The following is a 12,125-nucleotide window of genomic DNA, read 5'->3' as shown; positions in this document are numbered from 1 at the left end:
GGGTGAGCCGGAACCGAGCGTTCATGATGCGGACCTCCTCGTCAGTCGGATCAGCCGGAGCGTCGCCAGCAGCGACCCGCCCGACAACACGGTCAACAGCCAGGGCACCGCGTGGATCCCGGAGGCCTCGATCCCGACACCGAGCAGCGGCGGAGCCGCCACCCCGCCGACATTCGAGGCCGCGATCACCCACGCCCCGGCGCGCTTGGCCTGGGGGAGGGCCTCGTTGAGCCACGCAAAGCCCGTCGGAAAGACCGGCGCGATGAACAAGCCAACACCGGCGTACGCCACCGGTGCCACTCCTTTAATCAGCGTCAACAGCAGACACACCGTCATACCGGCCGCGCACACCGCGAGGATGCGCTCGGGGGCGTGGCGCATCGTGATCGGCACGACGAGGAACCGGCCCGCCGTCATCATCAGCCAGTACACCGAGGTCGCCGACGCGGCCACGGTCGCGGTGTAGCCCACGGTCTCCAGATGCGTGGGCTCCCAGCCTCCGACGCCCGCCTCGACCGCCACGTTGAGGATGTAGAGGACCAGGAAGCCGACGAGCACACGGGACAGGCCCAGGGAACTGCGTGGCGTCTGCGCTGATGAAACGTCAGATACACGTGTACGTACGCCACTTGAGCCCGCCAGTATCAGCACGGTCGCCAGTACTGCGCACGCCCCGAAGGCGTACGGGTAGTCGTCCGGGCCGAGCCAGGCCACGAGCGCCGGGCCGAGCACCGCGCCGATGCCGAAGTGCGCGTTGAGCACGTTCAGCATGGCGGTGGAACGGTCGCCGAAGCCGACGGCGAAGAGCTGGTTGAGGCCGTAGTCGATCCCGCCGAAGCCGAGACCTCCGAGGAACGCGGCGGCGAGGGTGAGGGGCCAGTTCGGCGCGAGTGCGAAACCGGCCGCACCCACCGCCATCAGGCCGTAACTCCACGCCAGCAGAGCCCTGTTGCTGATCCGGGAGTGGATCGCGTTGAAGGCCAGGACGCCCGCGACCCCGCCCGTGAAGTGCAGGCTCAGTCCGAGGGCGGCGGCCGAGGGGGACAGGCCGAACTCGTGGCGCAGGCCCGGGATCGCGGGGCCGTAGAGGGACTGGAGCGTGCCGATGAGGATGAACCCGACGCAGGACGCGACCGCGGCCGACCGGGTGAAGAGCCGGTCGGCCGCGGACGATTTCATGACTGTGCCGGTCAACTGGTCTCCGGGGTTTCCGAGTACACGGTTTCCGAGAACACGAAGGAGAACTCGGTGGGTTGGGCGTTCAGGAAGTACTGCGGGAGTGGGCCCGGGCCGCAGGACTGCGAGCCGATGCCCTGCTGACCGTGGTCGAGGTTCACCCACACTGTGTCGCTGGGGAGGAGATCGGTGCGGTGGGTGGCCGCGTCCAGCTGCTCCGTCGTCCAGCGGCGGGCGGTGAACCAGAACTCCGGGTCGCCGTCGATCCGCAGCCCGCCGATCTCCGCCCAACGGACGTCAGGGCGGGCGCCGTTCTCCTGCGGGCGGACGTAGGGGGTTTGGAGGTCGTCGACCCTGGACTCCCAACGGCCCAGCAGGGAAGCCGACTTGGTGTCCGGATACCCCTCGCCGGGACCGCCGCCGAACCACTTCACGCGATCGGCGCTCGCGTCGAGCCCGAAGCGGATGCCGAGCCGGGGCAGGGGCAGCGCGGACCAGTCGCCCTCTGGACCCACGGACACCGTCAGCTTCAGCCGGTTGCCGTCCGAGGTCCAGCGGTACACCGTGGCGAGCCCGATCTCCCAGGCGGCGGGCGCCACCCGGGTGCGTACGGTCAGCGCGTCCTCGCTCAACTCCACGCCGTCCAGGCGGTGTCGCATGCGATGCAGGCCGAACTTGCGCCAGAGCAGACCGAAGCGGACGTCCGTCTGCCAGGACGCGCCGTCGTCGTTGTCGGTGGGCGCCCGCCACACGTCCAGGCGGAGACCGGCGACGTCGACCGCGCCGATCGTCTTCACCTCACCGGTACGGGCGTCGAAGGTGGCAGGGCCGAGGGTGATCCGCCGCTCCCCGAGCACGGGCCCGGCGACGGCAAAGACGGACGGCAACGGGCGTGCCACGACCGGGAACTGGCCCCAGCCGACGACATGCCCGGCGGCACCCCATGCGGTGTCCGCCGCCAGCAACGCCCGTACGGTCCACTGCGATTCGGCGCCGCCGGACCCCACGGGCGGTTCCGGCAGCTTCACGTCGGCCGACTCGCCCGGCGCGAGCGACGGCACGGTGAGGGTGCCCGACTCGACCGTCTCGCCGTCCACTTGGTACGACCACGCGAAGGCCAGGGCGGACAGGTCCGCGAAGTCGTACGCGTTGGTGATCCGTACGGTGCCGTCCGTGCCGTCGCCCGTGATCCGGACCGGCTCGATCACCTTCTTGTACTCGATCAGGCCGGGGGAGGGAGTGCGGTCCGGGAAGATCAGCCCGTCGCAGACGAAGTTCCCGTCGTGCAGCTCCTCACCGAAGTCGCCGCCGTACGCGAAGCCGTACCGCTCGTCCTTGATGCCGTGGTCGATCCACTCCCAGACGAAACCGCCCTGGAGCCGGTCGTACGACTCGAAGAGGCGCTGGTAGTCGGCGAGCCCGCCGGGGCCGTTGCCCATGGCGTGGGCGTACTCGCAGAGAATGAAGGGGAGTTGGCGGCGTTTGTGGGTGCCGCCGTCGAGGTCCCGGCCGATGCGCTCGACCTCGGCGTGGTCGGCGTACATCCGTGAATAGACGTCCGTGTCACGGCAGTTGATGTCGCCCTCGTAGTGCACGAGGCGTGAGTCGTCGCGGCCGTGGATCCACTCGGACATGGCTGTCAGTCCGCGACCGGTACCCGCCTCGTTGCCGAGCGACCAGATGACGATCGACGGGTGGTTCTTGTCGCGCTCGACCATGCGCGCGGCGCGGTCGAGGAGGGCCGGTGTCCAGCGGTCGTCGTCAACGGGGTTGTCGCGCCAGGCCTGTTCGGTGAAACCGTGGGTTTCGAGGTCGCACTCGTCGATGACCCACAGGCCGTACTCGTCGCACAGGTCCAGGAAGTCGGGGTGCGGTGGGTAGTGCGAGGTGCGGACGGCGTTGATGTTGTGCCGCTTCATCAGCAGCACGTCCTCCCTCATGGTCTCCAGGTCGAGGGCGCGGCCCTTCTCCGGGTGCCACTCGTGGCGGTTGACGCCCTTGAAGAGGATCGGTCGGCCGTTGACCTTGATGAGGCCGTCGGAGAGTTCGACGGTCCGGAAGCCGATGCGCAGCGGCACGCGCTCGCCCTCCGTCGTGAGCAACCCCTCGTACAGGTACGGGGTTTCGGCCGTCCACGGCTGCACCGGCAGGGTGACCGACTCGCCGGTCGCGACATCGATGTCCAGGGCGGGCACGGTGATCCGGCCGTCGACGTCGGAGTCGACGCGGAGGGTGCCCTCGCCGCCGAGGTGGTCGTAGGAGGCGTGCACGAAGAAGTCGAGGGCGCTGCCCGGCGGGCGGTGCAGCAGGGTGACGTCACGGAAGATGCCGGGCAGCCACCACTGGTCCTGGTCCTCCAAGTAGGAGCCCGCGGACCACTGGTGGACGCGGACGGCGAGCACGTTGCCGGAGGGCTTCAACAGGTGCCCGACGGCGAACTCGTGCGGCAGCCTCGACCCCTTGAACTCGCCGATGTCCGTGCCGTTCAGCCAGACACGGGCGCAGGACTCCACCCCGTCGAAGCGCAGCACGGCCCCGCCGTCCGAAGGCCACTCGGACGGCAGGTCGAAGGTGCGCAGGTGGTCGCCGGTCGGGTTCTCGGTCGGGATGCGCGGCGGGTCGACCGGGAAGGGGTAGAGGTGGTTGGTGTAGATGGGGGAGCCGTGACCCTGGAGGACCCAGTGGCCGGGGACCGTGACCTCGGCCCAGTCCCCGGCGTCGTAGCCCTCCGCGGCGAACGAGTCGTCCTCGGCGTCGGCCGTCGCCGACACACGCAGGCGCCAACTGCCGTTCAGTGACAGTGACTTCGTGTCCGGGGACGTGTACCGGGCGCGGGGCGGGAGGGCTCCGCTGCCCGGGGAGACGTCCTCGATGTAGTCGGCGGCGGTGCTGGAAGTCATGGATCTCCAGGTCGTGAGATGCGGGTGTCAGCCCTTGATGCCGGTCTGCGCGATGCCCTGGACCAGCCAGCGTTGGAGGAAGAGGAACACGAAGACCAGGGGCAGGATGGAAACTGCGGTGGCCATGAAGATGAGGTGGAAGTTGACGGTCTGGTTCGTCATGAACGACGACAGGGCGATCTGGACGGTCCAGGAGTTCGGGTCCTGGCCGATGACCAGCGGCCAGAGGAACGCGTTCCAGCCGCTGATGAAGGTGATCGTGGCGATCGCCGCGAAGAAGTTCAGCGAGTTGGGCACGACGATCCGCCAGTACGCGCCCCAGTAGCCGAGCCCGTCCACGCGTGCCGCCTCCTCCAACTCCTTGGGGAACCCCAGGAAGTACTGCCGGAAGAGGAAGCAGGTGAAACCACTGAACAGGCCCGGGATGATGAGGCCCCGGTAGGTGTCGACCCAGCCGAGGGACGAGACGAGGACGAAGCTCGGCACGAAGGTGACGGCCGTGGGGACCATCAGGGTCGCCAGGACGGCGTAGAAGACCTTGTTGGCGTGCTTGTAGGGGATGCGGGCCAGGCCGTAGCCGGCCAGCGAGCAGACCAGGAGGGTGCCCACGGTCATCAGGACGGCGACGACCGTGGAGTTCCACAGGGAGCGGCCGAACTGGACGGTCGGGTCGTCGAACAGCTCGGAGATGTTGCCCCACTGGAAGGAGGGGAGCAGCTTCCAGTTCTCGCCGGTGATCTCCGGGTCCGTGGAGAGGGCGTTGCGGAGGATCAGGTAGAAGGGGAGCAGGAAGAGCAGGGCGGCGACGCCGACGGCGAGATACAGGCCGGTGTTGCCGAGGATGCCGCCGCGCTTCTTGCGGTTCTTGCCCAACTGCGGTGCGGTGGTGGTCACTTGGACTCCTCCCCCCTTCCGAAGCCCATGATCTTGCCCTGGGCGAGGGTGACGATGCAGATCAGCAGCGACAGGATGACCGCGCCCGCGCTGCCGGCGCCGTAGTCCTGGCTGGTGCCGAGGGCCGTCTTGTACAGCTCCATGAGCGGGGTCTGGGCCCAAGTCGCCTTGGTTCCGATGATGTTGAAGAACTCGTCGAACGCCTGGTAGGCGGCGACGAGCAGCAGCAGGACCACCGCGGTGGAGGTGGCGCGGAGTTGGGGCAGTGTGATGTACCGGAAGGTCTGCCAGCCCCGCTTGGCGCCGTCGATGGAGGCGGCCTCGTAGAGCTCGGCAGGGATGTTCTGGAGCGCCGCCAGGAACAGGATCATGTAGAAGCCGGCCTGGATCCACAGGCGCAGGGTCACGATGACCAGCCAGTACCAGGGCGGGCTCGGGTTCGCCAGGTAGGCGATGTTGTCGACACCGAACCAGCCGAGGACGGTGTTCATCAGACCGAAGCGGACGCCGCTGAAGATGGACATCTTCCAGATCAGCGCGGCGGCGACGTACGAGACGGCGGTCGGCAGGAAGAACACCGACCGGAAGAACGCCCGCATGAACCGGAGTTGGTTCACCAGCAGTGCCAGACCCAGCGACAGCGCCCACGTGGTCGGCACGATGAACGCGGCGAACACCGTGAACGTCATCAGCGATTCAGGGAAGTTGCTGTTGGTCAGGATCTGCTTGTAGTTGTCGAAGCCGATGAAATGGCTCGGCGTGACGGTGTAGCGGGCGTCGAAGAAGCTGAGCCAGATGCTCCATCCGATGGGGACGAAGACGAAGATCACCAGGCCGATGAGGAACGGGCCGGTGAAGAGCCAGAAGTTCAGAGTGGCGTTGGACCGCAGCCCCCGCCGCGGCCGGGCCTGGGAGGCCTTGGCCGTGGCGGGCTGGGCGACCCCGCGCGTGGTGGTGGTCGACATCTCGGGTTCCGTCCGCCGGCCTATCCGAACAGCTTCTTGAGCTCGACGTTGACCTTTTTGTCGCAGGCGTCGAGCGCGGCTTCCGGGTTTCCGTTCTTGCGGATGGAGTTCGCGATCACGTCGGCGAACGCGGTCTGCATGGTCTGGTCGTAGGCGATGTTGTCGAAGTGGCCGTAGTCGGTGAAGAGCTTGACGCCTTCGGCGGGCAGGCCGGACTTGAGCTTGGTGGCCTGGTTGGCGATCGAGGTGCGCGGCGGGATGTGGAAGCCGTAGGAGGTCGCCCAGTCCTCCTGGTACTTCTTCTGGTCGATCCACAGCCACTTGACGTAGGCCTTGGCCGCCTCGACGTTGTCGCCCTTGGCGTTCACGAACATCGACCAACCGCCGTTGTAGACCGACTGCTTGCCGCTGCTGCCGATGCTCGGGAAGGGGAAGATGCCCAGGTCGTCACCGAGTGCCTTCTGCATCGCCGGCATGGACCACATGCCGCCCCACTGGATGGCGCACAGGCCCTGGTTGAGCGAGGACGGGTCCCAGAAGTCGGTCGGGGCGTCGAGGAGTACGTGGCCGCTGGTGAACAGCTGGCGGAGCTTCTTCAGGCCCTCGACGACGCCGTCCGTGTGGTAGGCGATCTGGTTGTTCGCGTCGATCGTGTCGGCGCCGGCCGACCAGATGATCGGGTTCTGGACGGCGGTGAAGTCGTTGCCGAGGTAGGCGCCCTTGACCTTGCTGGTGGTCAGCTTGGCGGCGGCCTCCAGGAGTTCGTCCAGTGTGGTCGGGACGTCGACCTTGGCCTTCTCCAGCATCGACTTGCGGTAGTAGAAGAACTGCGGGTCGTCGATCATCCGGATCCCGTAGACCTTGCCGTCCACGGTGTGCGACTTGATGTCGGCCGGGTTGAAGTCGTCCTTGACCGGATCGATGATGTCGCTCAGGTCGGCCACCTGGCCGCTCTTGACCAGCTGCAGCTGCGGGTGGAACTCGAAGACGTCGGGCGCCTGCTTGGTGAGCAGGGACGAGAAGAGCTTGGCCTCGAAGTTGTTGCCGGTGATCCAGTTCGTGGTCACGTTGGCCTTGGAGTACGCCTTCGCGTACTTCTTGATCGCCTGCTCCGTGCCTGCCTCGCCGTAGGCGTGGAAGTACTGGACGAGCTGCTTGCCCGAACCGGAGCCCCCGCCCCGCCCGTTGTTGCCGCCGCACGCGGCCAGCGTGCCGGCCGCGGCCATTCCCGCAGCCGCCCGGAATATCGATCGTCGGGACCAGTTGCTGTTGCTCATTGCCGACATGGTGACGTCCTTGTCTCTCGCGCGGCTGCGGCTCCACAGCTCAGCGGCCAGTGGCTCAAATCGAGGTGCGGTGCGGGACGTTAACCTTCGCCTAAGCCTTCGGCAAGGGGTTGGACGAAGCCTGTTCGAAGTGTTGTGCGGCGTTCGGAATGCCGGACATGGCGAAGGTGCGGGCCGCCGTGGAGGCGACCCGCACCCTGCACTCAGGTGGTCATGACACCTTCGACCAGGCCTCGTTGGTCCCGCCGTTACAGCTGTAGAGGATCACCTTGCTGCCGTCCGAGGTCGCCTGCCCGCTCACGTCCAGGCACTTCCCGGACGCCTCGCTGAGGATCTGTCCGTTGCCGTTCAGCAGCCATCGTTGGCCTGGATCACCCGTGAAGTCCGCGGCGGTCGTCAACCCCGAACTCCCCACCGTCAGATAGCCGTTGGCACTCTTCAGGCCACCCTTCGCGTCGTACGACCACGCCTGCTCGGCCCCGCCGGTGCAGGTGCCGAGCGCGGCACCGGCGGTGTCCGCCGTCAGGCACTTGCCGGACTGCTTGCCTTGCAGGGCGCCGGTGACAGCCGAACTCCCTTGTCCCTTCCGGTCCTTCTGGTCGAAGACGTACGTCGTGATCGAGCGGGCCGCGAGTGTCGTCGACACCGTGGAGCCGCTCACGTCCGGCTTCGTGACCTTCGCCCAGTTCTCCGTGGCCGAGGTGCGGACCGCCTGGGTCGCCCGTACCGGAACCTTGCTGTTGAAGTGCAGATTCAGCGAAGTGTCCGTCGTGTTCTGGTTGTTGACCACGACGACCCACTTGCCGTCCCGGTCGTACGAGCTCACCTCGACACCGCTCGGCGCGCCCGTCACGTTGTGCGCGACGGAGCCCGGTGTCACGAACTTGCTGTACTGGCCGAGCGCGTAGTACCGCTTGGTGAAGTACAGGGTCTGGTTGCCGTTCGTCGCGTAGTCGGGGTCGTAGTAGATCAGCCCGTCGTTCCAGCCGACGTCGTTGCGTGCGGCCGGGTCCGTGCCGTAGCCGCTCGCGAGGGCCACCCACCACTGGAACGCCGAGTCGTGCGAGCTCGCGAAGTCCTTGTAGATGATCCGGGACATCAGCAGGGCGTTGTCGATCGTCGGGTCGTACTCCTGGTTCCAGCCCGTGCTGCCCTTGCCGAAGCAGCAGATCTCGGTGGCCCAGGAGGGCTTGCCGACCGTCTTCGCCGTCTCGTAGACGTTGCCCAACTGGCCGTCGTTCGGGTTGTTGTACGTGTGATGCGCCAGCTTGGACACGTACTGGGCGGTGTCCGGCTGCGAGATCCACTGCGGGACCTCCGTGGAGAAGCTGACCGTGCTGCTCGACTCGTCGGCGATGATCGAGGTCTTCTGGTGCCTTGCCCGCTGCTCGGCGCCCAACGCCCGCACGATGTCGTCGCGTTGGTCGACGGTGACCTGCATGCCCTCCTGGCCGCAGTCGCCGAAGTTGTTGTTCGGCTCGTTGAAGGGGCTGATGTAGTCGAACTTCGCGCCCTGCTTCGCGAAGTGGGCGGTGACGTCGGCGATGTACTTCGCGTAGTCGCTCTCGTTCTCCGGCTTCAACTGGCCGCCGCAGCTCTGCCCGTTGGTCGTCCACTGCGCGGGGGCGCTGTTGACGAAGCCGATGAGGTCCTGCACGCCGTACTTCGCGGCGTACGTGAGGAACGTCCGGCCGCCCTTGTCCTTGCTCCAGTCGTAGGTGCCGTCGGCGTTGAGGAAGTCCTGCGCGGCGCGGGCCGGGGTGGTGACCGCCGTGCCGCCACCACCGATGTTGTAGCGGTATGAACTGAGACCCAACCCCTTTGAGGAGAAGAGGAGTTGAGCCACCCGGGCCTGGACCGCGGGCGTGAAGTTCTGCAGGTCGTTGACCCACCAGGCGCCGGACGCGCCGATGTTGTCGATGGTCTGGGCCGCGTGGGGGGAGACTTCGGCCGGTGCGACGCCGACGGCGTTCGCGGGCGGTGCGGAGAGCAGGGCCCCGGTGACAGCGAGCGCGGCTGCCGCTGTCGCGAGGGTCGATCTCCTGGGGTGGGGGTGAGTCACGTGCATCCCTTCCGTCGTCATGAAGGTGGTGCGGTACGGCTCCTTGCGATCTTCTTGCCTGGCTGTGCCTTTTTCTGCGAGGGCGCCCAAGTCGGTGTCGAGGGCACGACCGTGCTCAGCCCTTCGGGCCTCCGCGCGCTCGTGCCCTCGACACCGACGCGCCCCGCTGCCCGACCGACTGAAGTGCCCCTTCCAGCGCGAACGTGGCCGCGCCCAGGCACGCCGGGTCGGTGAGAATGGGGGAGAGGACGATCCGGGTGGCGGCGAACGGCCGCCTGAGCGCGTGCCGTTGGACGGCCTCGCGCACTTCGCGCAGCAGGGGTTCGCCGAGCCTGCGGGCGACCCAGCTGCTGAGCACGACGACTTCGGGGTTGAGGGTGTTGACCAGGTTGGCGATGCCCGCGCCGACGTAACGGGCCGTCTCCCGGACGACTTTGAGGGCCACGGGGTCGTTCGCGTCCATGCCGAGGGCGAGGGCGTCGATGGTGGCCGTCTGGTCCTCGGAGTGCAGCAGCGGGCTGTCGGGGCTCAACTCCCGCAGGTTCAGCATGATTCCGGGTGCGCCGACGTACGCCTCCACACAGCCGTGGTTGCCGCAGCGGCACAGCCGGCCGTCCAGGACGAGCGTGGTGTGGCCCCACTCGCCGGCGCTGTTGCTGACCCCCCGGTACAGCGCCCCGCCGAGTGCGAGTCCCGCGCCGACCCCGGTCCCGAGGTTGACCACCACCACGTCCCCGCGTCCGCGCGCCGCCCCGAACCACATCTCGGCGACCGCGCCGGCGCGCAGCGGATTGTCCAAGTACAGGGGGTAGGCGATGACTTCGGACAGCAGGTCGAGCAACGGCACGTCGTGCCAGTCCCAGTTGGGCGCGTACTCCGAGACACCGGTGTCGCGGTCCACCTGCCCCGGCACGCTCACCCCGACGCCCAGCACCCGCGCGCCCTCGATGCCGGCCTGCGCGACCACCGACCCGACGGCGGCGGCGACATGGCCGACGACCTGCTCGGGCAGGCTCTCGCCGGGGCGCATGTCCTCGTCGGCGCGGGCCAGCACGTTCAGTGCCAGGTCGAAGAGTTCGACATGGACGTACGTCTCCGCGATGTCGACGCCGATCAGCGCGCCCCCCGACGCGTTGACGGCCACAAGACCCCGGGGGCGGCCCCCCGCCGAGTCCTCGAAACCGACCTCGGTGATCATGCGGAGGTCGAGCAGCTCACCGACGAGGGTGGCCACCGTGGCCAGGCTCAGCCCGGTGGCGGCGGCCAACTCCTGCCGGGAGGTGGGTGATTCGGCGATGATCTGGCGCAGCACCTCGTAACGGTTCGCGGTACGGATGTCGCGTGATGTGCCACGCTGCTTCATCGAGCTCCCCTCGCCGGCAAGCACCGGGTGTGCGAGTGCTTTTCCTGCCGGGGGTCCGGGGGTTGTCCCCCGGGAAGGCACAGTGCCGGAGCGGTCGCCATCCCTTCCCCCTCGCGTCATGCCGAGGCACGACGGCACCGGCGCGCCGCAAGGCTATGGGCAGCGGGCGAGGTTCGACAAGGGGTTAGGAAAGGGGCTGTACAAAGTCGGCCACCGGGCCGGTCATCCGCTCAGTCGCCGAGCACGTCCCGGACGAAGGAGTTGGCGAATGTGCCCTCCGGGTCGAGGTCCTGTGCCAGCGCCTTGAAGTCGCCGAGCCGCGGATAGCGCCCGCGCAGCGCCGCCGCCGGAGTGGTGAACACCTTGCCCCAGTGCGGCCGTGCGTCGAAGGCGTCCAGCGCTTCCTCCAACCGCCGCACCACGGGCAGTACGCGCTCCGTGTCCTCGATCCAGGTGAAGTGCAGCGCGACCGTGTCCCGCCCGTACGAGGGGCTCAGCCACTGCGCGTCGGCGGCCACCGTCCGCACCTCGCAGATCTGCAGGACACCGGCGACCGTCTCCCGGATGCCGTCCACCGCATGCAGTGCGTCGACCGCGGCCGACCGCGGCAGCAGGTACTCCGACTGCAGCTCCGCCCCGCTGCTCGGGGTGAACTCCGCCCGGAAGTGCGGGAGTCGTTCGTGCCACGGCCCCGCCACCCCGAGCTGCTCGGTGGTGTTGATCGCGGGCATCCCCGGCACCGGGTGCAGCGCCTCGGTCGCGGGCGCGGCCCACGGGAAGTCGACCGGCGGCTGGTCGGTGCGCCGCTTCAGCCACACCTGCCCGAAGCGCGGCTTCCGCCAGTCGGTGAACAGACTCACGCTGTACGCCGACGCCGCCACCGTCTCGAAGTCCAGCCCGGCGAGCGGCAGTTCGGTGAAGACGTACTGCTCGACGTCGAAGGCCGGCTCCAGGTCGAGGGTGAGCGAGGTGACGACACCGAGCGCGCCGAGGGAGGTCACGGCACCGTCGAAGCGGTCGTCGCCGCGCGCGATAGTCACCGTGGAGCCGTCCGCCGTGACGATCTCGACCTCGCGTACGGCCGACGCCAGCGAGCCGTTGCCGACGCCCGAACCGTGCGTGCCGGTCGCCACCGAACCGGCCACGGAGATGTGCGGCAGGGACGCCATGTTGGGCAGCGCGAGCCCGTGCGCGTCCACCCGGCGGGCCAGCTCCGCGTACCGGACGCCGCCCGACACCCGTACCGTCCGGGCCGTGGTGTCCACGTCGAACTCCGGCGGCAGCGCGGCGATCGACAGCAGGGTGCCGTCGGGGCCCGGCTCGGCGATCTCGTTGAAGGAGTGGCCGCTGCCCAGCACCCGCACCCGCGCGCTCTCGGTCACGAGGGTCCTGAGCGCGTCGAGTGTGCGCGGGCGGTGGAGTTCCTTCGCCGCGTAGGTGATGTTGCCGGCCCAGTTGGTGACCGTCTCCGTCATGCCT

At 68.3% G+C, this 12,125-nt stretch carries 8 protein-coding genes; all 8 read right to left on the bottom strand.

Annotation, left to right across the window (positions count from 1 at the left end; all coding sequences use genetic code 11):
• Positions 1 to 21: 21 nt before the first annotated feature.
• Positions 22 to 1,179 (bottom strand): MFS transporter, encoded by a 1,158-nt coding sequence (locus AB0I69_RS10665; protein ID WP_363095226.1) that lies wholly within the window; start codon positions 1,177 to 1,179, stop codon positions 22 to 24.
• Positions 1,180 to 1,190: 11 nt separating this feature from the next.
• Positions 1,191 to 4,076 (bottom strand): glycoside hydrolase family 2 TIM barrel-domain containing protein, encoded by a 2,886-nt coding sequence (locus AB0I69_RS10660; RefSeq protein ID WP_363095225.1) that lies wholly within the window; start codon positions 4,074 to 4,076, stop codon positions 1,191 to 1,193.
• 27 nt (positions 4,077 to 4,103) lie between these two features.
• On the bottom strand, positions 4,104 to 4,970 hold the full coding sequence (locus AB0I69_RS10655) for a carbohydrate ABC transporter permease (RefSeq protein WP_363095224.1): 867 nt from the start codon (positions 4,968 to 4,970) through the stop codon (positions 4,104 to 4,106).
• Complete coding sequence (locus tag AB0I69_RS10650; protein WP_363095223.1) at positions 4,967 to 5,935, bottom strand: sugar ABC transporter permease; 969 nt, start codon at positions 5,933 to 5,935, stop codon at positions 4,967 to 4,969. The genes AB0I69_RS10655 and AB0I69_RS10650 overlap by 4 nt, the downstream gene beginning before the upstream one ends.
• 20 nt (positions 5,936 to 5,955) lie before the next feature.
• On the bottom strand, positions 5,956 to 7,221 hold the full coding sequence (locus tag AB0I69_RS10645; RefSeq protein ID WP_363095222.1) for a sugar ABC transporter substrate-binding protein: 1,266 nt from the start codon (positions 7,219 to 7,221) through the stop codon (positions 5,956 to 5,958).
• A 211-nt stretch (positions 7,222 to 7,432) separates the two neighbouring features.
• The gene (locus AB0I69_RS10640; protein WP_363095221.1) at positions 7,433 to 9,289 is read right to left on the bottom strand and encodes a glycoside hydrolase; all 1,857 of its coding nucleotides are present in this window, start codon (positions 9,287 to 9,289) and stop codon (positions 7,433 to 7,435) included.
• 109 nt (positions 9,290 to 9,398) lie between these two features.
• A complete protein-coding gene (locus AB0I69_RS10635; RefSeq protein ID WP_363095220.1) occupies positions 9,399 to 10,646 on the bottom strand; it encodes an ROK family transcriptional regulator in 1,248 nt (415 codons plus the stop codon).
• Positions 10,647 to 10,876: 230 nt separating this feature from the next.
• Positions 10,877 to 12,121 carry a D-arabinono-1,4-lactone oxidase gene (locus AB0I69_RS10630; protein WP_363095219.1) on the bottom strand — a complete coding sequence of 415 codons (1,245 nt, stop codon included), beginning with the start codon at positions 12,119 to 12,121 and terminating at the stop codon, positions 10,877 to 10,879.
• Positions 12,122 to 12,125: the final 4 nt, after the last annotated feature.

Source organism: Streptomyces sp. NPDC050508 (assembly GCF_040655155.1).
Lineage (GTDB): Bacteria > Actinomycetota > Actinomycetes > Streptomycetales > Streptomycetaceae > Streptomyces.
The sequence above is the reverse complement of the archived record's forward strand: the minus strand, read 5'-3'. Positions and strand labels throughout refer to the sequence as shown.

Excerpts from the sequence above, each read along its gene's own strand:
- AB0I69_RS10665 (WP_363095226.1), bottom strand. The coding sequence starts at position 1,179 with ATGAAATCGTCCGCGGCCGACCGGCTCTTCACCCGGTCGGCCGCGGTC.
- AB0I69_RS10660 (WP_363095225.1), bottom strand. The coding sequence starts at position 4,076 with ATGACTTCCAGCACCGCCGCCGACTACATCGAGGACGTCTCCCCGGGC.
- AB0I69_RS10650 (WP_363095223.1), bottom strand. The coding sequence starts at position 5,935 with ATGTCGACCACCACCACGCGCGGGGTCGCCCAGCCCGCCACGGCCAAG.
- AB0I69_RS10645 (WP_363095222.1), bottom strand. The coding sequence starts at position 7,221 with ATGTCGGCAATGAGCAACAGCAACTGGTCCCGACGATCGATATTCCGG.
- AB0I69_RS10640 (WP_363095221.1), bottom strand. The coding sequence starts at position 9,289 with ATGCACGTGACTCACCCCCACCCCAGGAGATCGACCCTCGCGACAGCG.
- AB0I69_RS10635 (WP_363095220.1), bottom strand. The coding sequence starts at position 10,646 with ATGAAGCAGCGTGGCACATCACGCGACATCCGTACCGCGAACCGTTAC.
- AB0I69_RS10630 (WP_363095219.1), bottom strand. The coding sequence starts at position 12,121 with ATGACGGAGACGGTCACCAACTGGGCCGGCAACATCACCTACGCGGCG.